Annotated in this window: 22 protein-coding genes; 9 read left to right on the top strand and 13 right to left on the bottom strand. The window is 42.6% G+C overall.

The window, feature by feature from the left end; all coding sequences use genetic code 11:
• Positions 1 to 7: 7 nt before the first annotated feature.
• The 3 genes from ES754_RS06150 to ES754_RS06140 all read right to left on the bottom strand — a co-directional run bounded on the left by ES754_RS06150 (position 8) and on the right by ES754_RS06140 (position 2,406).
• Complete coding sequence (locus tag ES754_RS06150) at positions 8 to 706, bottom strand: class I SAM-dependent DNA methyltransferase (protein WP_147222996.1); 699 nt, start codon at positions 704 to 706, stop codon at positions 8 to 10.
• Between the two features lie 108 nt (positions 707 to 814).
• Positions 815 to 1,462, bottom strand: a complete 648-nt coding sequence (gene tenA, locus ES754_RS06145) for a thiaminase II (RefSeq protein WP_147222994.1) — start codon at positions 1,460 to 1,462, stop codon at positions 815 to 817.
• Positions 1,463 to 1,701: 239 nt separating this feature from the next.
• On the bottom strand, positions 1,702 to 2,406 hold the full coding sequence (locus ES754_RS06140) for a hypothetical protein (RefSeq protein ID WP_147222992.1): 705 nt from the start codon (positions 2,404 to 2,406) through the stop codon (positions 1,702 to 1,704).
• 200 nt (positions 2,407 to 2,606) lie between these two features.
• On the opposite strand from ES754_RS06140, the gene ES754_RS06135 reads away from it, so the two are divergent.
• Positions 2,607 to 3,029 carry a DUF1810 domain-containing protein gene (locus tag ES754_RS06135; RefSeq protein WP_147222990.1) on the top strand — a complete coding sequence of 141 codons (423 nt, stop codon included), beginning with the start codon at positions 2,607 to 2,609 and terminating at the stop codon, positions 3,027 to 3,029.
• Between the two features lie 149 nt (positions 3,030 to 3,178).
• Here ES754_RS06135 and ES754_RS06130 read toward each other — a convergent pair whose 3' ends face one another.
• Together ES754_RS06130 and ES754_RS06125 are read right to left on the bottom strand one after the other, a co-directional pair.
• Entirely contained in the window at positions 3,179 to 5,065 is a 1,887-nt protein-coding gene (locus tag ES754_RS06130; RefSeq protein ID WP_147222988.1) for an autotransporter domain-containing protein, read from the bottom strand.
• 331 nt (positions 5,066 to 5,396) lie between these two features.
• Positions 5,397 to 6,152 carry a M90 family metallopeptidase gene (locus ES754_RS06125; protein ID WP_147222986.1) on the bottom strand — a complete coding sequence of 252 codons (756 nt, stop codon included), beginning with the start codon at positions 6,150 to 6,152 and terminating at the stop codon, positions 5,397 to 5,399.
• Between the two features lie 252 nt (positions 6,153 to 6,404).
• Here ES754_RS06125 and arcC point away from each other — a divergent pair, with 252 nt between their 5' ends.
• Positions 6,405 to 7,346, top strand: coding sequence for a carbamate kinase (arcC, locus tag ES754_RS06120; protein ID WP_147222984.1), 942 nt, complete (start codon positions 6,405 to 6,407; stop codon positions 7,344 to 7,346).
• On the opposite strand, the gene ES754_RS06115 is transcribed toward arcC, so the two are convergent.
• From ES754_RS06115 to fdrA, 4 genes are all read right to left on the bottom strand, one after another.
• A complete protein-coding gene (locus tag ES754_RS06115) occupies positions 7,336 to 7,830 on the bottom strand; it encodes a DUF1097 domain-containing protein (protein WP_147222982.1) in 495 nt (164 codons plus the stop codon). The genes arcC and ES754_RS06115 overlap by 11 nt on opposite strands.
• 23 nt (positions 7,831 to 7,853) lie before the next feature.
• The gene (locus ES754_RS06110; RefSeq protein WP_147222980.1) at positions 7,854 to 8,750 is read right to left on the bottom strand and encodes an oxamate carbamoyltransferase subunit AllH family protein; all 897 of its coding nucleotides are present in this window, start codon (positions 8,748 to 8,750) and stop codon (positions 7,854 to 7,856) included.
• Between the two features lie 61 nt (positions 8,751 to 8,811).
• Positions 8,812 to 10,203 carry a YlbE family protein gene (locus ES754_RS06105; protein ID WP_201538816.1) on the bottom strand — a complete coding sequence of 464 codons (1,392 nt, stop codon included), beginning with the start codon at positions 10,201 to 10,203 and terminating at the stop codon, positions 8,812 to 8,814.
• Positions 10,204 to 10,285: 82 nt separating this feature from the next.
• On the bottom strand, positions 10,286 to 11,824 hold the full coding sequence (gene fdrA, locus ES754_RS06100; RefSeq protein WP_147222976.1) for an acyl-CoA synthetase FdrA: 1,539 nt from the start codon (positions 11,822 to 11,824) through the stop codon (positions 10,286 to 10,288).
• 651 nt (positions 11,825 to 12,475) lie between these two features.
• Between fdrA and ES754_RS06095 the strand changes: the two genes are divergently transcribed.
• Complete coding sequence (locus ES754_RS06095; protein WP_147222974.1) at positions 12,476 to 12,952, top strand: nucleoside deaminase; 477 nt, start codon at positions 12,476 to 12,478, stop codon at positions 12,950 to 12,952.
• Between the two features lie 361 nt (positions 12,953 to 13,313).
• Entirely contained in the window at positions 13,314 to 13,553 is a 240-nt protein-coding gene (locus ES754_RS06090; protein ID WP_147222972.1) for a hypothetical protein, read from the top strand.
• Positions 13,554 to 13,779: 226 nt separating this feature from the next.
• On the opposite strand, the gene ES754_RS06085 is transcribed toward ES754_RS06090, so the two are convergent.
• Both ES754_RS06085 and ES754_RS06080 read right to left on the bottom strand, forming a co-directional pair.
• Positions 13,780 to 14,064: a type II toxin-antitoxin system RelB/DinJ family antitoxin gene (locus tag ES754_RS06085; protein WP_147222970.1), complete on the bottom strand. Its 285-nt coding sequence runs from the start codon at positions 14,062 to 14,064 to the stop codon at positions 13,780 to 13,782.
• 174 nt (positions 14,065 to 14,238) lie between these two features.
• Positions 14,239 to 15,870, bottom strand: coding sequence for a phosphoethanolamine transferase (locus tag ES754_RS06080; protein WP_147222968.1), 1,632 nt, complete (start codon positions 15,868 to 15,870; stop codon positions 14,239 to 14,241).
• A 273-nt stretch (positions 15,871 to 16,143) separates the two neighbouring features.
• On the opposite strand from ES754_RS06080, the gene ES754_RS06075 reads away from it, so the two are divergent.
• The 3 genes from ES754_RS06075 to ES754_RS06065 all read left to right on the top strand — a co-directional run bounded on the left by ES754_RS06075 (position 16,144) and on the right by ES754_RS06065 (position 18,528).
• On the top strand, positions 16,144 to 16,842 hold the full coding sequence (locus tag ES754_RS06075) for a VIT1/CCC1 transporter family protein (protein WP_147222966.1): 699 nt from the start codon (positions 16,144 to 16,146) through the stop codon (positions 16,840 to 16,842).
• Positions 16,843 to 17,144: 302 nt separating this feature from the next.
• A complete protein-coding gene (locus tag ES754_RS06070; RefSeq protein WP_147222964.1) occupies positions 17,145 to 17,774 on the top strand; it encodes a DedA family protein in 630 nt (209 codons plus the stop codon).
• 139 nt (positions 17,775 to 17,913) lie between these two features.
• Entirely contained in the window at positions 17,914 to 18,528 is a 615-nt protein-coding gene (locus ES754_RS06065; RefSeq protein WP_147222962.1) for a YceI family protein, read from the top strand.
• A 219-nt stretch (positions 18,529 to 18,747) separates the two neighbouring features.
• Here the strand turns inward: ES754_RS06065 and ES754_RS06060 are convergent, their stop codons facing one another.
• Positions 18,748 to 19,182 carry an MgtC/SapB family protein gene (locus tag ES754_RS06060; protein ID WP_147222960.1) on the bottom strand — a complete coding sequence of 145 codons (435 nt, stop codon included), beginning with the start codon at positions 19,180 to 19,182 and terminating at the stop codon, positions 18,748 to 18,750.
• Between the two features lie 150 nt (positions 19,183 to 19,332).
• Entirely contained in the window at positions 19,333 to 19,716 is a 384-nt protein-coding gene (locus tag ES754_RS06055) for a TehB family protein (protein ID WP_147222958.1), read from the bottom strand.
• 324 nt (positions 19,717 to 20,040) lie between these two features.
• Here ES754_RS06055 and ES754_RS06050 point away from each other — a divergent pair, with 324 nt between their 5' ends.
• Together ES754_RS06050 and ES754_RS06045 are read left to right on the top strand one after the other, a co-directional pair.
• Positions 20,041 to 20,703 carry a 2Fe-2S iron-sulfur cluster-binding protein gene (locus ES754_RS06050; RefSeq protein ID WP_147222956.1) on the top strand — a complete coding sequence of 221 codons (663 nt, stop codon included), beginning with the start codon at positions 20,041 to 20,043 and terminating at the stop codon, positions 20,701 to 20,703.
• Positions 20,700 to 21,692 carry an FAD binding domain-containing protein gene (locus ES754_RS06045; RefSeq protein WP_147222954.1) on the top strand — a complete coding sequence of 331 codons (993 nt, stop codon included), beginning with the start codon at positions 20,700 to 20,702 and terminating at the stop codon, positions 21,690 to 21,692. Before ES754_RS06050 ends, ES754_RS06045 begins: the two co-directional genes overlap by 4 nt.

Below are 21,692 nucleotides of genomic sequence, written 5' to 3'. Positions count from 1 at the left end.
AAGTGAATTACTTCTTAAAGCCACAAACTGCCACATAGTCACCGCGATCATAACCTTCGATAACTTCTTGTACCTTATCGTTGGCGAACATGGGGTGCGTTAGCAAGGTTTGAGCATACTCAAAGTCTACAAAGCCATTGGCCTGCATCAGCGCGATTTTTTCATCAGAAGTACGCCAGTTTGCCGATTTCACCAGCTCAATAGGGTAAGGGTCGGTAGGTGAGATATGCGCTAGCAGCTGATGTTCCCATGTTCCTAAGGAGCTGGCCAAATTGTATAAGCTGGCAAAACCGCTCTCTTTTGGCACATCAATAAGGATCAGTTTACCGCCTATTTTTAAGGCATCAAAAGACTTTTTAATACATAGGTCTAAATCACTGATGTAGCTGACACTGCCATTAAACAGAATGATGTCAAATTTATTAGGCCCAATCTCACAAGATTCAGCAGGGCTGATGTTGACTTGTAAGCCGCGTTTTTCAGCGATTTCAGCCATGTCTTTTGAAGGCTCGACACCGTGTTTAATATGAATGTCGTAGTCTTGTGCCAGTAGCATCTCAAATAACCCGCTGCCACAACCGATAGATAAAATCTTGCTGTCTTTATCCAAAAAGTGGGCGACCAGCTTGAGCTCACTGGTTAATAAGTTTTGATTGTCCAAAAACCAGCTGTCGTATGCGTTGGCATGTTCATCGAATGTGGCCATGATGTTGCTCCTTGATTGTGTTTATGAGTGTGCTTAGAATTATGATGGTTTATATTATTTTTAATAGGTGCATTATTTAGAACGGATTGTATTTGGGACGGGTTGTATTTACGACAAATCTAATGCCATCTGCCAAAAATTAACCTCCATACGAGCTGCAGTGTCAAATAGCTGTTGGAACTTCTTTTCTTGACTGGCAGTTGCTCCAGTCAGTAGCGTATTAATATGTGCCTCGTTTTGGGCAGTCACGTCTTGAAACTCGTCACTTGCAAAGACGTCGATCCATGATTGGTAGGGGTTGTCATCCTGATAGCCTTCAGCTTTAAGGCGTTTGCCGATTTCGCCATAACCCATCAAGCAAGGGGCAATAGCGGCATACAGATCAGCAAGTGACCCTGACATAGCAGCGTCTAATAGATAGCGAGTATAGGCAATGGTGGCGCTAGATTCGGGGGTGTTTTCTACCTCTTCAAGTGGAATTCCCCACTGTTTGCAAAAGTCCACATACATCCCGATTTCGAGATCTAGCATGGCGTTAATACCGGCTTGGCCGACCCGCATTTGCGCCAAACTGTCACTTTTATAAACACTTAAAGCCATGACGCGGGTGTAGTGGATTAAATATAAGTAGTCTTGTTTTAAATAATGCCGGAAGCTGTCTGTTGAGAGGGTTCCTGCGGCCAATTGATTGACAAAATCATGATTAATATAGTCCTGCCATGTGGGGCAGTTATGACGTAAGGTTTGGTAATCCATATTTTTAGCTTATTTTTATGATGGGATGATAACGTTATAAATGGTGAATAGATAAGAAAAGGCAGCGGTTCAATTGATTAAGGTTTTTGAACTAACCTCTCTATTTTGAGCATAACGAAGGGACGTATACTGGAAATAGTGTTAGATGCATTTAGCATCGTCTTTATCACATGAGATGTAACAAAGACGACAACTCTACTTTAGTGGGTTTATCTGCTAATAATTCGTTAAAGCGATAATTATCTACTGGTAAAGTTTATGGTATCAGTCCCATTGTCACTAAGCTTTTTAATAGTTAACTTGCTGTCTAAGATATCGCCTTTAGCGTTGATTTTATAGCATTCTGCTGCGGTTCCATTAGCATCAAAAGCCATCAAGGTATTCTCTGAGCTATTGATACAAAACCATGCCGTGTTACTACTGTCCTGCGCTAGAGACCAAGATTGGTTATACATACCTATCTTTTTACGTTGGCTGCTGTCGCTATAGACGGTTTCAGTGATCAATGGACTTGAATCACCGACCTTAGCCATCTTAGGGATAGTGGTTGTCTGCGTTGATAGCGAATACTCACCTGAATTGCTGGTAAAACCATGGAAAACTAAGGGCGAAAGAGTAAAGTAATTAATGCTGACTGACTGACTAACAACTTGATTGTTCACCTTGTTGATAGTGTTTACTTCAGCACCTTGTACCTGTTTATTATTGAACACCATACTGCCCTTGGGCGTGACTTTAATGTCTGCTGATACATTTTGATTGTCAACGACTGCAACTAATTTTTGGCTACGCTCTTTGGCATAGATATTGAGCATGGCGGCCTCGATTGGATAGTGAGTGACCATTGTATCTTGGTTCACACCACCCGACGTTCCACCATTCATACCAGTCGCACAAGCGCTTACGCTCAGCCCTACCGCAACACATAATCCTAATTTTTTCATTAGTTGTTCCTTTATTTTGATTCATAATGTCAATGAGCTAGCTTGTTTAAACAATTGGTTTAAACAGCTTATATAAGCATCTACTATAGTCGAATTTTAAACCAATGACATCTGCCATTAATTTACGCTCCTGCTATTATTCATTAAGCATAGAGATATAAAATATTTGACGTTTCAAAAGCAGATATAGGATGAGTATTATGAATGACGCTTTTTTCAACGATTTTATCCATGCCCAAAACCCTATTTATCCGCGGGTTATTAACGAGTTAACCCAAGGTAAAAAACGGACGCACTGGATGTGGTTTATTTTTCCGCAGATTAAAGGATTAGGATACAGTGCCATGGCTCAGTGTTTTGCGCTTGAGAACCTAACGCAAGCACAAGCATATTTGCTGCATGAGGTGCTGGGTGTGCGCTTACAGGAATGTGCGGAGTTACTGCTACTGCACTCTGATAAAAGCGCGTTAGAGATTTTTGGCACACCAGACCATTTAAAGCTACACTCATCGTTAACCTTATTTGCTTTAGCAGCTAATAAGGATTCAGTTTTTGAGCCACTTTTACAGCAGTTCTTTGGTGGTAAGTATGATGTAAGAACTATAGATATTTTGGAGCAATAAGGAAATGGTATAAGCAGTACAGACTAATGAAAAAAGCTGTCTAAAGTCCTAAAGTAAGGCAAAAGTGAATTAAAAAAACCGCAAAGTAATTCTCATTATTTAGCGGTTTTTTTGCGACCTATAAAATCTAATATTTTATTAAAGGTTACTTAAAACGCCCCACTAAGTCCGACAAACACGCTGGTCGATTTATCATCATCACCTTGCGAATGGGTGACCCCAGCATTGGCGTTAAGCTGACCAAACTTGCGAGATAACCCAAGGGTCATTGCAAAGTTATCATCATCAGTGGTTGCCATCGGCGTGTTAAAGCTAATGTTCTGTATCGTGTTTAAGCGCGCTGAAACAGCATCACGGTCGTCACTAAGCTGTTTTTGGTAGTGGATATCACCAAATAAATTAAGATTTTCAGCCAAGTTATGGTTGGCTTTTACGCCAAGCTTGCCATAGGTGGTTGTGTATTCTTGCTCATCGAACTGCATGGCGATGCCAGACATCTCTTGTTCTTTGAGGGCATCTAATTTTACTCGACTGACGGTTGCCCCAAGATATGGTGTGATATCAATGTTGCTTATCTGCATTGGATAGCCTGCTTGTAAGCTTGCATAATAACGCTTGCCGTCGGCACTTGATTTGAACTCTTGTCTATAGTCGCTGAGGGTAACAGCGCGGGTGACATCGACATCCATCGTACCGAAGCCAATAGCGCCATTGATGCGTATACCGCCAAGCTGCTCTACAGTATTGGTATGATAGACACCAAAACCGACTTCGCTCAACTCAATGTTGCTCAGACCGGTGGCAGTGTTTGAATTATCGAATTCTTTTTGGGTAATATTACCGTATAAACCTGTCACCGCGTTTGTTGAGTTGCCATGAGCAAAGTCTACCCCGAGCAATACTTGAGCATTGCCATCACTCTCAAACCCTGCGATATCTTGGTTTCCAACCTCACCTGTTGCCCATAAGTTACGCGTAGGCTGTTGTGCACTGTTTTGAATTTGATTGACGTGTGACTGCAAACGCTCGTTGGTCGCTAGCCCTGCTACAGTTGCAATATGTGGCAATACGCCTATTTGACTGGGTGCAGTTACGACTGCCGTTGCATAATCAGCAATCATTTGATGCGCACGCCCCGTGGGATGTATGCTATCAGCAAAAAAGTAGCTATTGTTGGCGTTTGGGGTTACTAAATCATTGGTTCCGCAAAGCAATGAACTTGTTGTCGTACAAGCGGCTTGAGTAACATTGGTAAAGCCGTAAATAGCCGGATTTTTATTAACTTGCTGTAATAAGCTAAACGTATCTAACGGTATGATATTTGCCCCAGTGGCCGCCGCGCCACTCAGCATTGCTTGGTTGTATTGGTTGCTAATAAAGGTACCTTGGGTTTGCGCCAATGGCCCTCGAGCGATAGCACTAGGAGTGAGGCCAATATCGGGAATATTAGGGACTAAAATATAGTTAGCGCCATTATCCTTTAGTGCTTTTATAGTTGAGATTTGACTGCCTACCGCTGATAGTATCGTAGCTTGAGCATTATCAGAATCTTCTGCGGCAGCGAGTAAATCGTTCGCGCCTGCCCATACGACATATAGCCCATTAGGGTCTACTCGATTGTTAGACAGATAACCATTAACTTGACTGTTTGCAGAAGCAACGGGAATACCAAATCCAAATAAGTTATTAGTAACGTCTACGCCAGCTCTTGCACCACCAATGGCATAGTTATTACCGGTTTGACTGCCTTTATATTTATTAGCGACAGACGTTGTACCCAGTTGTTCAGCGAATGAGGTCGCCCACGTATTGTCAGGGTTAGTAGTGAATTGACCCGATTCGTTAAGCCCCAAACCGCCTTGAGTCACTGGGCTAAGATAGCCACCATCCGTTAAGCTATCACCAAAAAACGTAACACTGTTATAGAGGTTAGCATAAGCAACGCCTGTAACAGACAGAGAGAGTGCGAGCATACTTTTAGTAAGGGTTTTAAGTGTGGTGCGAAGAATAGGGCGCTCAGAGGCATTAGGATGCATATCGACTTCCTTGTCGTGAATGTGACGGGTTCATTAAGTGAGTGTAACTGCTTCTGAAAAAGCTAGCAATCAGTTTGACGACAAAAGCTCATGTCCGGTGGTTTATCTGTTATTAGGATTTCTCTGAAAGTTTGCAAACGTCAAATGCTGAGTTAGATAAAATATTTTTAGCTAGCGATTTATGTCACAAAAATTATAGAATAATTAAAGATAAAGGGAGTGGCATTGGCTATCTACTAATTGGCTACATATTAAAAGTATCACATTGAAAATTAGGTATGTAAGTCTCGACGAAGCCTTGATGCCCTATAGCTGTTAGACCGTAGCCCGCTTATGATTTGGATTCAAGTGGATTCTGACGAAAAAATTTGACCATAATCTCGTAAATCTCAGGATAGGCATCAACCAGAGCTGCTGGTGTTTCAAAAAAGACTTCACTAAGAACCGCAAAAAACTCAGCCGGATTGGTCGCACCATAACGATCCAGCCCAGCTTTAGGGTTTTGCTGAAAATCCGCGTATCCGCGTTCCATAGTCTCAGTCCACGTTACAGGATCCATATCGGCTTGCATCGGTGGAAAGCCATTGGCTCGACCATTGAGCATGTCGAGTTTGTGGACAAATTCATGAATGACAACATTATGACCATCGCGCTCACCTGAGTGCTTGGCATCTTTCCATGAAAGAATGAGGGGGCCTCGTAGCCACGCTTCACCGCTACGATGTTGCTGGCTCTTATGCACGATACCGAACTCGTCTACGGTGATGCTTTCGCTGGTGTACGAACCAGAATAGATAATGATAGAGCTCCAGCCTGCGTACCATTCAAGGCTTAGATTCAAAATAGGCAGACAGGCTTGCAAGGCAATGGCTTGTCTTACCCCATCTGTGATTGAAAAGTCTTTGGCACCGGTAATCGACTTGTCGTCTAAGAACAAGGTAGCCAGCTCAAACAGACGGGTGAGCTCGGACTCGTCAAGCCTATCAAGTATCGGAATCTGCTGTGCGGCAAGCATCCAGTCAGAGTGGGTAAATTGACTCTTATCCAGTACGCGCTGTTCGCGCCAGTCTTTTAGTATGCTGAACATGCTTTATTTTTCCTTTAAGGTTGGCATTTAGGCTGTCTTATTATCAACGATTGTAACGTAACCCTAGCACAATAGGAGGCTAAAGCACCACAACTCACACGCCGCCTCAAATCTAATGATACTTACCAAATCTAAAAACGCCCAGTTCATCAACTAAGGTTTTTTTTTGTTCTTAAAATACAGCTTTCAAAGGCGTTCTATTATGTTTACCATGGCCCCCTAAAGGTCACTTGGTAAACATAGGAGGAATTAATGGCAAAAATCGTCGTAGCACTAGGTGGTAATGCCTTGCAAAGCAAGGGTAAGGTGTCAGCTGCTGATCAGAAGGCGGTGGCAAAAGAGACAGCAGAAAAGCTAGTGGAAGTTATCAATCAGGGGCATCAGCTGGTCATAGTCCATGGCAATGGCCCACAGGTTGGTAACATCCTACTTGGACAACACAGCATCGCCTCTGAAGCTGCGCCAGCGATGCCACTCGATACTTGCGGTGCGATGAGCCAAGGTTCAATCGGTTATTGGTTGCAACAAGCATTGAATAATGCGTTTCATAAAAACAATCTCAATGACCAAGCCGTTGCAATCGTCACTCAAACAGTGGTTGATGAGCACGACCCAAAGTTTCTGACTCCAGAGAAGCCGATTGGACCTTTTTATGACTCTGAAGCTGAGGCCGTAAAGACCTCTAATGGACAAGATTATATTTTCCGTGAGGACTCTGGTCGTGGTTGGCGGCGTGTCGTGGCTTCACCATCTCCACTCGAGATAGTAGAAACGAAAGCAATTAAAGCACTGACGGATGCTGGCGTGACGTTGATTGTGGCGGGAGGGGGCGGTATTCCTGTCATTAAGCGAGCTGATGGTAGCTATCAAGGCATAGAGGCGGTGATTGATAAAGATTTGTCAGCAGCACTGATAGCTAAGCACATAGGCGCTGATCGATTTATTATATTGACAACCGTGGCCGCTGTGAAGCTAGGGTTCGGTACCCCTGAAGAGACCTCCTTAGGGGTTGCTAGTAGCGATGATATCTCGCGCTATATCGACGAAGGACAATTTGGGGCTGGTAGTATGTTACCGAAAGTTCAGGCCGCTCAGCGTTTCGTAACTGACTCAGGTAATAATGCAGTCATTGGTGAGCTGAGTGATATCGAAGCTATTGTGGCAGGCCGAGCTGGTACGATAATTACGCCGTAGCTTTTTCAGACACAGTCGGTGCGTATTTTGCAAAGAGTGCTTTACCTAACCAGTCGCACGCTAGGCCAAGTATGGCACCGGCTAACAATGACAGTACGAGTAGCGGCACATTGTTATCAGGCATTGCAAATAATGAGTAGGTTCCAACGAAAATACCAGGGACGTAGCCTGTCCACTTAATCTGGCCCATTAAGACGATACAGGTGACAAATATGCCAACTGCGAGTGCATAAGCGGCGTTACTACCACCGAGAACCGCGGCTCCTTGTAGCATCAGCCATGCAAAAGCGACGCCAAACATCGTAGTGATGATAGTCATAAAAAATCCTGATAGGTAGCGCATGCCGGTTGCAAAATAAGCCGTAGTACTCGCAAATCCTGCCCATGCAACCAAACCAATCGCACCGGCATAACCGCCCCAGAGTCCACAAAGTATGCCGGTAACGGCAGCAGTACCGAGCGTATAGATGAGTTTGTTATCCATGCGACATTCTCCTTGTTTGCGACTTATGCAGGTATTAGTTCGTTATTCACATAGCCATTTTCTATAGCAAGATCCTGTAATAATATCCAACCATCAAGCATACCAGTACAAGTATCTTGGCCTGAGGTAGCACCGTGCGAGAGTACCGCTTGTAAAACGACTTCAAACGAATCTGCCTGATTAGCGACAGCAATAAGTAGATCGCGAAGTGGTTCGCTATACCGTCGTTCAAGTCCAGCACGCAGGCAGGCTTGACTGACGTTAGTGGTTGTTTCTAAATTATCTGAAATGGACTGTTTTACAACAGTTAGTTTTGCGTCATCAGCCTCTACTGCATGATTTAGCACTAGCAGCAGACCTAGTAGATAGTCATCACCAGAAGGGGTTAGCCCAATGCCAAGTCCAATCAGCTGCCGGGTTGCATCAGCAATGCCTTCGATTGACGACTGCATCCAAGCAAGCTTTAATTGCGCGCGGCCACGCTCAAGTCGAATAACCTGAGCACTGTTAAATACATCATTCGGCATAGCACCATAAAAGCTACCATGGATAGCCTGCGCTTGGACGCGTTGCGCAAATTGCTCTATATAGTCACAGCTTGGCACAGGCAGCTGGCGCTCATTTAAGCTATTGGTCACAAATTGACATTCATTTATTGCGATAGTTGTGGTCTTAAAAGTAATAGCAGTAGGGGATAATTGAACGGTTTCACCAATGCCGCCCAAAGTCTGGCCAACCTGATGCGATCCTATTAAACCGGCTGGCGCGTTTGGGCTACCAGCTGGAAAAATACTCAGCAGCTCACCACTATCAAGTCGCAGATTGACTGCACGGCGGAAGACACTCTCAACCGTAGCGGTTTTTAAAGTCTTAAGCGCCGTGTGCCAAGCGCTGTCGGCTGTGATAGCAATGAGCTGCATTTTGTATAGCTATACCTATTAGTGAAGTTAACATTGGTTAAGTTAAAATAAGTCGAGCCGCTTAGTTAATTGAAGCCGCTAACTGCACGATTGCCTTCTCAAATACTTCAAATGGTGGATTAACAAGACCGGCGCCAATCATGCCAATACCAGCGTCTTTATGAGCAATAGCAGTATTAATAATCGGTGGCATGCCCGTTTCAATAACTTTGATAACATCGATACCGGTTGCGAGACCACGGAAATTAAGAATCGGAATCGTAATGTTGGGGTTAGTACCCGTGGTAATATCCATCATATCTCTCGAGTAATTCAGCGCGTCTTCAACCGTACCACCAACCAGAGGAATAATGGCGGGCGCGGCTGCCATGGCAAATCCACCGATACCAAAGGTTTCAGTGATTGAGCTATCGCCGATATCTAGACCAGAATCTTCTGGCTTATAACCTGCAAACATGGGGCCCATGACTTGCTGAGCAGGTCCAGTAATCCATTGAAAACCGTCCATGTGCGAGACTCGAATACCAAACTCAGTACCGTTGCGGCACATGGTGGTTACGATGGTGCTGTTCTCTACACCATGCGCGGCATCCATCGCGTTCTTTGATACTGCCATCCAAGTGGGACCAGAGAAATAGTCGCTTGATTTTACAAACTCGAAAACCTCTTTTTTCTGCTCATTAGTAAAATCAGTTTGGATAATGTAGGGAGCAAGCTCTTGCATGAGTAGCAGTGAGCCGGCAAAGTTACGGTTGTGATCTTCATCGCCCATATGGATTGCTTGCGATAGCAGAAGACGAAGGTCAATCTCACCAGCGAGCTTCATAGCGGCTGAAAGCATTGGGCCGTGGACATCGCGCATCCAGTTGAGACGGTCAATAACCGATTGGTCATTAGCACCCATGCGAAGGATTTTTGCCAGTTGCTCAGATAAGTTCGTGTAAGAGACATTGCCGTAGGTTTTGTTTTTGACAACATGCATATACATAGATGCTGAAGTCACACCAGCCATAGAGCCGACACAGTCATGCTCGTGGCAGGGTGAAAACTGTACACCACCTGAAGCGGCAACTTTTTCGGCCTCCTCAATGGTTTTGGCTAGACCTTCAAAGACGATGGCACCGGTAACGGCACCGCGCATAGCGCCGCACATCGCGTTCCATTTAATGGGTGGTCCGGCGTGTAAAATCATGGTCTTGGTCATGCCAGGAACCACATCGATAGCTTGCTCGTAACCTATGAGTATTTGGTGTGAATTAGTAATTTTCTCAAATACTTCTTGGTTAGCGGCTTTAATCTTGGCAGCTATTTCTGGTTGCTGGAGTTTCTTTAGCGCGTCGCGCACTTCCTGAGAGTATTCGCGGGGCGGTGTCCAATTAACTTGCAGAGCGCTTGCACCTTGTTTCTCAATGTCGCCTGCAAATGAGCTGAGACCAACGTTTATAATGGTCATGTCCTTCGCTTTTCTACCAAATAATGACATATTATTCTTCCTTTATTTTTGTGTTTATTACTTAAATATTAGAGTTCATATATTATTTAGGCATCATTTTTAGCGCAACATTACCCATATCAACAACCGAATCAACGACATGCACACCTAAGTCTTTTAGTTGGTCGATTTGACCTTTTTTACCTTGCGGGTCTCGGTCAGTGCCAAGCACGTAAGCGATAATTTGTAGTGAGCGCTTATCTTTTTTCGCATCCGTATAGGCTTGCTTGATTGAATCAGCTGCTGCTCCAACTGGATCGTCGTTTGAGCCGTAACCGAGTACGAAATCAAGTAGTAAAACCGCGGTTTCAGGATCTTGCGCTTCTTTCACCAGTCGAGCATTACGCGCAGTTGGGTCAATCATTGGATGTGGCCGACCACTGGTAAATTCATCAGAGCCCATATCGAGTAGCGCATGATCGTGGCTAGTAGCACCGATTTCTAATTGATCTTTAGCGTTTTTTGCGACATTGCTGACAACATTATCAGTCGCATGCTTTAAGACATAAAATACTTCATCGCAAATCGTTCCACCGCAGAAAATTCCACGAATAAATTTCTGACTTTTGGCAAATGAGGCATTGATTTTTTCATAGTCAAAGTCATAGCTTTTTGTGTCAGTATCAACAGATAGACCAGCGGCTTGAACCGCTTTTTTCGCAGCTTCTAAAGTGTTATTAGTAAAGTGTAGATTAGCACTATTTTCTGTTGAGTCGCTTTCTGTTGAGCCATCACCGATAAAGCAGACCACTACTGGCTTATCAATACCTTTAGCCACCTCAAGTACGTTATTAGCGACTGATTCTGCAGGTGGTTTTGAGACTAACACGATGACTTTAGTTTGATCATCTTGAGCCAGCATATTTAGCCCATCGATCATCATGATGCCACCAATTTCTTCCGATAAATCGCGTCCGCCAACCCCGATGAGTTGGCTGATGCCGCCACCTAGAGCGTCAACTTGCACACTGAGTTCCTGAGCGCCAGTACCGGAGGCGGCAACGACACCGACTGAGCCGTCGCTAACCGCGTTAGCAAAACATAAGCCCACGTTATTAATAATAGCGGTACCGCAGTCCGGCCCCATGACCAACAAACCTTTTTCATGAGCAAATTGCTTAAGTGCTAATTCATCCTCGACAGTAACGTTGTCACTAAATATCATGACATTTTTGTCTTGTTCGAGTGCTTTACGCGTTTCATTAGCAGCGTATTCCCCAGGAACCGAGATGACGACTAAACTGGAATCATTATCTTCGATAGCTTTATTAAGCGATCGGTAGGATTTTTCTTGAGATTGGTCGGCAACCGAAGCGGTTCGTAGCTCATCAATTTTCGCCAGCACTTCAGCGCACATCTCTTCGGTTTCGCATTCTACAGCGTAAATCATGTCGCTAGTTGAGGCCGCTTCGACTTCAGGCGTCATTAAACCAACGTCGCTAATAACCGCTTTGTTCATCGCTGTGCCCATACCGATCATGGCTTTTTGGACACCCGGTAACTTATTGACCTTGGTAGAGAGCGCCATTAGCGTCATTGAGTCGGCATAGACTCCTGATAGTATTTTTGTTTGTACAGGCATTATTTTATACCCCTTTTATGGTGTGGTTATACTATGAGTATAGCCCAAGTGATTTAGGGGTGCGTATGGTTTTAGGTGATAGAAATGTACTCAATAGTATACTTAAGCTGAGTATTTTGAGGTAGGACTGAGTGAGTTCGTCAATAGTAATAGGTCTTCTCTAATGTTTCTCATTAGAGAAAGTTATAAGTAGTGCCAGATTACGCAATAGTGATTATTGTCTCCTTACAACTCGATTAATATGAAGGATAAGAGCCGTACTTTAATTCGTAGGGCTTTTTTAATAACTGTATGCCTATGCGCAATGTTATTTTACGAGACAATTGGTGTATGTCGTCGACTGTGGAAACGTCGAATTAAAAAGGGGTAATAAATCAGCTGAGCGTTCATAGTTGAACGACAGTTGCTTAAATGTTCTATGCGTAAAACCAAAAAACGGAGCGCGAGAGAGTAAGCATAAAAGACAGGTGTCTTGACAACTACCATGGGTACGGCGATACTCTCTGCTCAAGGGCTGAGCCGTTATGTTTACTCACCTTGACGGAACGCCTTGGTTATCGAACAATAGCACAGGCGTTTTGGCAAAAGTTGTATTGATCACTTGAGCTCAAATTTCAAACAAAATAATACTAATTCATAAAGGAAAAAATAATGGAAGGTAAGTTGACTGATTTTGATAAAGAGATGATAAAAAAATCTATTGAACTGGCGATTGCTAACGTGGAAAAAGGTGGCGAACCTTTTGGGGCGGTTTTGACAAAGAACCAAGAGATTATTACTGAAGCGGTTAATGAGGCTTATATTAACCAAGATCCTACTGCCCATGCAGAAATGCAAGCCATTCGCCAATCTGGCGAAACACTAAACCTGCCACGTGATTCTGATATCACTATGTATGCAAGCGGTAAACCTTGCGGGATGTGCATGGCAGCCATGCTACAAGTCAAAATAACACGTGTCGTATTTGCAGCAGATGAAGAATTGGGTGAAGTCTACGGCTGGGGTACACAGCCTTTATATGACAGTCTGAAAAAAGACTTTGGTCAGCAAGGTATTGAAGTCATCAATTGCCCCGATCCTAAAAGCAAAGAAGCGTTTGTAGCCTATGATAACAAGCACAAGGCGTAAAACACCTAGTAGGCAGTAGAAGAACAATAAGCTAGAAACACTATAGGCGTCAGATTAGCTTGTAGTGCTTAGAATATTAGTAAAACTCTTATCATTCTTGGTAAGAGTTTTTTTGTGCCTACTTATGCCCTTTTATTCAGGCTTTTAATTTAATATTAAGTTTATCTAAACTAATAGTATAACTCATAGTAACAGTTGAAACCAATAACTGCTTTTTTGTTACATAGTAAGCTGATATCTTGCCACTCTCAAATGTATTAAATAAGAAAAATTATTTGGTTTTTAGCGGCTATTTAATACCGAAAATATGGGTATAGAACTCTATAAACAGCTATTTACCAAATAAAAAAAGGAGAAACACATGCCAAAGACTGGTGATGAATTAATATGTATGGGTGGCAATACTTGTTATACAGCAGGAGAGACTTATATTGTAGGCAGGATCGTAAGCGAAAAGTATTTTGAAATCATGACGGGCTCTAGTGATGACCGTTGGTATGCCACAATAGATGAACAAGGTATATATGTCCGCTTCAACCATATGCAAGATCTAGTGAGCGATGCTTGGTTTAGTAAATTAATTGATGAGATTGGCGCTTAAATTGATTGTTAATAATACCTATTTAATGATGATTATTTCTTTATAAGTGTTTAATGCCGAGCAATAAAGCTAGACGCTACTGAGTAAAAAAATAGTTGTCGATAACGCCTTATACGTAACGTGTAACTCATTGCTGACTTATAATATAAAAAACTCTTGCCATTTGTGGTAAGAGTTTTTTTGTGATGATATATCTGCATTAAATCATATTTTTCTTGCTGCTAGGTTATATGTGTTTCTCTGCCATCCTTATTGCTAACTTTAATAGGTCGTTAGATGTCATGTCCTTTAAAGGTTCTTGTAACCCTGGTTCATCTTTTTTTAAAACCTGACTCATAATGTTCTGTTCGGAGGGTAGGTTGGGTTTTTTAGAATTGTTAATGTAATCTTGCATCAACTCGCGCATAACCAGCGACTTGGTATACCCGTTTTGCTCGACTACTTGCTTAAATTCGTTGGCTAAATCATTATCACAACGAATATGGATGGATGCCTGTTTAGGTTTGCTCATTAGTATTTAAACTCCCCTATATAAAAACCAAAGTTTCGATATGCTACTCATTCAAACGTTATAGCTTAAGTCTTTACTGTAGCATTTGTAGCCCACTTTGCAACACATACTTAGGATACTCAATTAATATTTATCTTTTGACTGGTAGTGCTATTTAACTTTGAAAAAGTATCGTTATTTCGTCTCAAATAACGTCAGCTTATCCGCAGTTTCTTGGGTTTCAATATTATAAAAACTTAGCAAGGACGGCGTAACCACATCATGTGAGATCGGTTTTGTTAGGAGCGCTCGAAGAGCGTCTGAATCAATTCCGTTATTCTCTGGCGACCATACGATCAGTGGCACTTGTTTCTGAGCTTTAGGCGCAATTTTATAGGGCAGGCCATGGAGATAGATGTTTTTTTCTCCTAAACTCTCGCCATGATCGCTCATATAGACCATTACAACATCATAAAATTGCTGATGTTTCTTGAGGGTTTCAATGGTAGTGTTTAAAAAGAGATCAGTATAGCGAATAGCATTATCGTAACTATTAATAAGACTTTTTGAATCACATTCTGATAGCTCATTACTCCTACAAACAGGCTTGAATATCTCAAATTCTTTTGGATAGCGTTTATAATAAGCAGGCCCATGATTACCCATTTGATGCAAAATTAGTAAAGTATCTTGCGGTTTGCCTGAGGTCGATACTAGCTGATCAAAGCCGCTGAGCATCCCAACATCACGGCATTCTTCATCACATACTGGGTTCAGCGCGTCAGTTTTAAAATCTTCATAAATAACTCTGTTTGCAACACCTTTTGAGCTGGAGTTATTGTCACGCCAAACTACCTTTACACCCAGTCGGCTAAGGGTATCAAGGACGTTGTCGTGATACTTCGCATTATTGACATCATAGGCGCTTTGATCCAGATAGCTGAACATACAAGGGACTGAATAGGCGGTAGATGTGCCACAAGCCATGGCTTCTTTAAAACTATAGATATTTTCTTGTTTACCTAGTAGCGGCATGGTGTCACGTGGATAGCCATTCAAACTGATATGATCACTACGAACCGTTTCCCCAACGACAAACACCATGAGCTTAGGTTTAGGCTCTGAGTTTGCAGGAGTGATTTTCTTGGTATCAATAGCATGCGCAGTGATTGAGGTTGGTTCTGTCATATCATCATAATAAACTTTTGCCAGTTTGAATGCGGAATACACCGGTGTGATGGGATTGGTGTAGTAACGTACTTGTTTATGTTGTCGAAAGAAGCTGGCATATTGGTCGCCAAACGGCAGCATACTAACGGCGATTAACGCGACTGCCATAATGAGGGTTACCGCTTTATGTTGTATCGCCTTTTTCCATGAGAGACGGGGGACATTAATTTTATAAATAAAAACTGCGGGCAGCACCCCTAGCAATAATAGCCGAACAATAAAATCAAGGGTTAACAGGTCACGCGCTTCAGCCTGATCCGTTTGCATCCCATTCAATAGCATGTCACGATCGAATATTGTGCCGTAATTATCAGTAAAATAAGCACAAAGTGCCGCTACAATCACCATAAATATTAAGACAAAACGGTAGCTAATACGGTAGCAGAGCAGCTGTAGCACGAGCCACAATATACCCAGCACCATACCGCCTAATGACAAGATAAAGCCTATATTGTCTTTGAAGTCATAGACACTCAAAACTTGCTGAAAAAACTCTATATTGGCAGTGACCACTAGAAATAGCGCTGTCAAAAAAATCAAATAGTCTAAGCTAATCTGACGAGTGGATAATCTGAGGTTGGACAACCATGTGTTCATTTTCTGTGCCTGTCTAACTTAATATAGGTGATATAAAATATAAGGAGGTTAATATAATAAAGCTGCTGTTAAGAACACGTTAAGATGGGTCATACTGCTGAAATCATTATAATTTAAGTCACTGTAATTTAAGTCGCTATAATTTAAGTTAGATTGTTCTGTATTATCTATCGACCAGTCGTTTTAAAGCCCGTTAAGTCAATAGCCGTTGGATTATACTCTTGATGGCTACCTTTAGATTTATCTTTCTATCGTTTAAGGATAAGGATATTTATGCACCATTCTATTCATGACGAAGCCCATCTGAGTAATCGCAACCATTGGTTAAGGGCGGCAGTACTGGGCGCAAATGATGGCTTGATTTCAACCGCCAGTTTATTAGTCGGTGTCGCGGCGGCAAGCCCAAGTAGCCAGACGTTAGTACTGACAGGAATGGCAGCATTGACAGCGGGCGCTTTATCAATGGCGGCTGGAGAATATATTTCAGTATCGTCACAAGCAGATACCGAAAAGGCGGATTTAGATAAGGAGCTGCATGAGCTGACTCATAACGCTGAGCGTGAGCTGTTTGAGCTGACAAAGATTTATGAGACTCGCGGACTTGATTATGCTTTAGCGCATCAAGTTGCCGTGGCTTTAACCGAGCACGATGCGCTGGCGGCTCATGCCCGTGACGAGATTGGCTTGACGGATCTTAGTCAAGCAAAGCCGATTCACGCCTCAGTCGCTTCAGGATTATCGTTCATTGCTGGCGCTATTTTACCCGTTATCGGAATTCTGCTATTGCCGATGCATTCACTGGTCTGGTCACTGGCATCTGTGACCGTAGTGGGCTTAATTTTGCTCGGAGTCATCTCTGCGCGCTTGGGCGGTGCGCCTGTTATTCCTGCTACTGCTCGGGTAGTGATTTGGGGCGTTCTAGCAATGCTTGCAACCTCATTAATTGGGAGGTTGTTTGGGGTGGCGGTTTAGATTTAGCTCTATGTCTAAAAAAATACAGTATCTTAACAATAAGCTAAGTTATGATAGTAAAAATTCCTAATAGAACTTAATAGATTATCTAGAAAACCTTAACTATATTTCTCATTTCTCTTAGCTCAATATTTAAAATAATATATCAGCTGCTTCACCACTCTTCTCTTACCTCTACTTAGTAGCAATACTTTCTAGCTTCACAGTAAGCACCCAGTTATTTAATCCCATGACTGAATCTAATGACTTAACCTAATGACTTAACCTAATGACTTAACCTAATTATTTAACAAGGTATCGCAATGAATCAAATGAGCGAGTGGGTGCTGATTATTATGGCAAAGTTTGGCTATGTCGGCATTGTCTTTGCTATGTTTGCTGAGAACGTTTTTCCGCCCATACCATCCGAAGTCATTATGCCAGCCGCTGGTTTTGCAGTGGTGAGGGGAGATTTAAATCTAGTATTGGTCATATTAGCGGGTACGCTGGGTTCTGTATTAGGCGCGTTACCGTTGTATTATTTAGGACGGGTGTTTAACAAGGAACGCTTAGTAGAATTTACTAAAAAGTACGGCAAGTACGTGTTTGTTAAACCTGACGACGTACTGTCCTCTAACGATTGGTTTAACAAACATGGTAAGAAGGCGGTCTTTTTTGGGCGCATGGTGCCCGGTATTCGCTCTCTTATCTCAATTCCTGCGGGTATGAATAAGATGCCTATTGTCTCTTTTTTAACACTAACGGCATTAGGGTCAAGTGTTTGGACAACGTTATTAACCCTAGCAGGCTATCACTTTGGCAAAAACTACGTGGTTATTGAGACCATGCTTGCGCCATACTCTAAAGTTTTCTTATTACTTGCCGTCGCTATTATTATAGGTTGGTTCATTAAGCGACGACTGTCTAACCAGATACATAGTAATAATGCCTAATACAAAAATTCGTTCATTTATCTTCTCAATTTAATTCTTCTCAGTACTCACTTCAACCACCTCAGCGTTATGAAGCACGCCTATTGTCCCCCTTAAAAAGCGTGTCATCAGTAAAACCATTCAACAAAGGAATGTTGTTATGAGTCAGATTTTATATGACAAAGCACTAGTACAGTACGGCAAGCCAATAGGGACACTATTATTGATGGTAGGCTGCATTGGTAGCAGCCACGCCGCTACCTATAAGATTGAGCCCAATAACTCTAACGTCCGCTTTGCTATTGACCACTTTAAAACCTCTGCTACTACGGGTGGGTTTTATAACGTAATAGGATTACTACGATATGACCCGCGCGCGAAGACGGGCGACATCTCCCTTGTTATTCCAATCAACTCGTTAAATACTGGTAATAGAGCATTCAATCTTAAGCTCATGGGCCCTGAGTTTTTTGATATGGAACGGTTTCCATTCGCTCGTTTTGAATCTACCAAGTGGCATTTTACGCCTGATAAAGAAAATCCAAAGGTTACCCGAGTCGATGGTAAACTTACGCTGCACGGTGAGACTCATCCTATTAGCTTACTGGCAACCAAGTTTGACTGCTACCTAACTCCTACTCTAAAAAAATCTGTTTGTGGTGGTAATTTCACCACTACGATTGACCGCACTAAATGGAATATCAAAAAATATAGCGTATTTGGTTTGACTAAAAACCTGACCTTAAATATACAAGTAGAAGCCGCTAAACAGTAGCCAACTCAACCTTTAATCTGCGCTAAGCCATTAATGTTTTTCTTTATCGTATGATGCGACGTTAAATACAGTAATTAAGTGAATAACTTAGAAGGATTTATCACTCAAATTTTGTATAATTAAAATTACTAACGTCATTATAATTAAGTAGTTTTGGTTTATTAAAGGTTTTGCTGAAGGTTATAAGGGTTAGGTAACCGTCAAATTAGCCCTCAGCACCTACTGTTTCTTTTTTAAATTAAAGGGGTCTGTGAATTGCAGTATTAAAAAACTAACAACAGACAAAATAATAGCAATTTCATAAATACCATAGGCCACCGAAATGCCGATAGCAGCGGTATTCCATAAGCTAGCTGCCGTTGCTGTCCCTTTTACACCATTGTCGCTTTTAAAAATAGCACCACCACCGATAAAACCCATACCGGTAATAATAGCGTACATAATCCGTGCTTCAGAATCTGATTCATGATAAGTCTCCATACTGATTAGCATGAACGCACACGATGCAATACTCACGAGTGGAAAAGTTCGAAGTCCCGCCCCATGATTTTTCATTTCGCGATTAAGCGCAATCGGTAGTGCCAGTATAAAAGCAATGCCCAGTTGAAAAGAATGGTATCCCAGCAACTTTAAGCTGAAGTCAAATTCAAACATACCTTGTTACGCTCTCTAAAAGTGGTGACTAAGATTAGTTTGTGCTGAGGCTAATATCTGTTACCAGTCAAATAGACTCAGTAAATAACGCTGTGATGGCGCTGATTCTTTAGAATCAACGCCATCAAGTATGCGTATATTGAGTGTTTATTATTCAGTGGGTTTATCAAATAAGGTTTCAATCGGTTTAGTGTGAATACTAGAGCTATTGAACATCGATTTATTACCGGTATCGCTTTCAGTCCAGAAGTTAATATTGAATTGGGCATCATCGCTAAGCTCTACGCGATGCCAATATTCCGGTGGGCTGACGGCAAATTCTCCGGCCTGTATGATGATGGTTTGCTCAGGTTCGGTGGCTGCTTCATCAGCAAAGCCGTAGAAGGTGACAGTACCTTGCATCACGCAAATTTGTCCGAACACGCCTTCTGCGGTGTTATGATGGGTTAACAAGGCTTTGGGCACTTTATCTTTAGTAAAAAAATGCGTAGAACGTTTTATTTTCCAATGGCTTGGTATGGTTACAGGGCTCATGGTAACTCCTTGATGGTTGAGTGGGTGATAGTCTTATCTTAAGTTGTTGGTGCTAGCGATGTGAAAAAATTTGTAATTAAGAATGATATTGCTTTGAGAATAAAGGATGCAGCCTCATTACAGTTAACCAACCTAAATAGCGCTATTTATTATCTACAAATAAACTCTATTGTTGATGTAAAAGCTCGACTGAGTCTACATTAGACTCTGTTAGTTCAAATAAACGCTTTGAGAGTCCAAAGAAAATCAGTTAACACTTAATGTATAGACTGGCAGCCGTACTCCCTTTAGAATTTTATTATCATTCGCCAGCGAGAAGCCAGCATGCTTACTTTAACGATTAATCAGCAGGATTATCAATTTGATAACCTCGACCCCCGAACGACATTGCTTGATGTCTGCCGTCAACATCTCCAAATTACTGGACCCAAAAAGGGTTGTGATCACGGTCAATGCGGTGCTTGTACCATGCTCGTCAATGGACGGCGGATCAATTCTTGCTTAACATTAGCAGTCATGCACGATGGTAATGAAATCACTACGATTGAAGGCATTGGTATGCCTGATTCCTTATCGGAGTTGCAACAAGCCTTTAAAGATCACGATGCTTTTCAGTGCGGCTATTGTACGCCCGGCCAGATTTGTTCAGCGACCGCCTTAATAACAGAAATTAAAGAGCAATGGCCAAGTTATGTCACTACTGACTTGCAGCAGCCTGATGGGTTATTAGTCCAAGAAATTGCTGAGCGCATGAGTGGCAATATTTGTCGCTGTTCGGCCTATCCCAATATCATCAGAGCGATTCAGCAAGTCCTTGAAAACCAAGTGTCGGACCAGACATCTGAGCCATTTTCAATGACAACCAGTCCTTCTACTTCAACAGTAAGCGGTATCTGGTCGCCACCACCGAGTGAAACCCAGCTTGGCAATCAATCATCTAACAATAAAGCTGCCAACACTGACAATGCTATAAGGAGCCGCTCATGAAACGTTTTGAATACATCCGCGCCCTTGAACCGCAGCAAGCCGTTATGTTTGCCACCCCAAAGGACGCGTCATTTATCGCAGGTGGTACTAATCTATTAGATTTGATGAAGTTTGAGATTGAGACGCCTCTTAAGCTGGTTGATATTAATCGCTTAGAATTAGAACAAATTGAGACCACTGCTGATGGTGGACTACGTATCGGCACCCTCGTGACTAATAGTGATTTAGCTGCGCATCCAACTATTATTGCAAGCTATCCGGTATTATCGCGCGCAATCTTGGCTGGCGCGTCAGGGCAGCTACGTAATAAGGCAACAACTGGCGGTAATCTACTACAGCGTACCCGTTGCTTTTATTTTTATCAGCTGGACAGTCCATGTAATAAGCGCGAGCCGGGTTCTGGTTGTCCTGCTATTAATGGAGAGAACCGTTTACTGGCTATTTTAGGCACTAGTGATGCTTGTATTGCCCAGCATCCCTCTGATATGGCAGTCGCTATGCGCTTGCTAGATGTCACTATTGAGACGCTCAAAGCAGATGGCTCAACTCGTCAGATTGCGATTAAAGACTTCTATTGCTTACCAAAAGATACCCCGCATATTGAGACTATTTTGGAGACTGGCGAGCTTATTACGCATGTCGTTTTACCTGCCCCTATTAAGGGCGTACACACTTATGACAAAGTTCGTGATCGTGCCTCTTATGCCTTTGCCTTAGTATCTTGCGCTGCTGTGATAGACAAAGACGAAAGCGGCAAGATGAAAACGGTACGTCTAGCATTTGGTGGTATCGGTACCGAGCCTTGGCGTAATGAAGCGGTCGAGGCCATATTGACCGGTACTGACGGCAACACTCACGTTATTACGCAAGCGGCAGACTTATTATTAAAAGATGCCAAAGGTAGTGGGCAAAACGACTTTAAAATACCATTGACACGTCGCTTGTTAAAGCAAGTCATTCAGCGCGCATTAACGACTCAGGGAGCATAA

This window comes from Psychrobacter frigidicola, from assembly GCF_007997305.1.
Taxonomy (GTDB): domain Bacteria; phylum Pseudomonadota; class Gammaproteobacteria; order Pseudomonadales; family Moraxellaceae; genus Psychrobacter; species Psychrobacter frigidicola.
The sequence above is the reverse complement of the archived record's forward strand: the minus strand, read 5'-3'. Positions and strand labels throughout refer to the sequence as shown.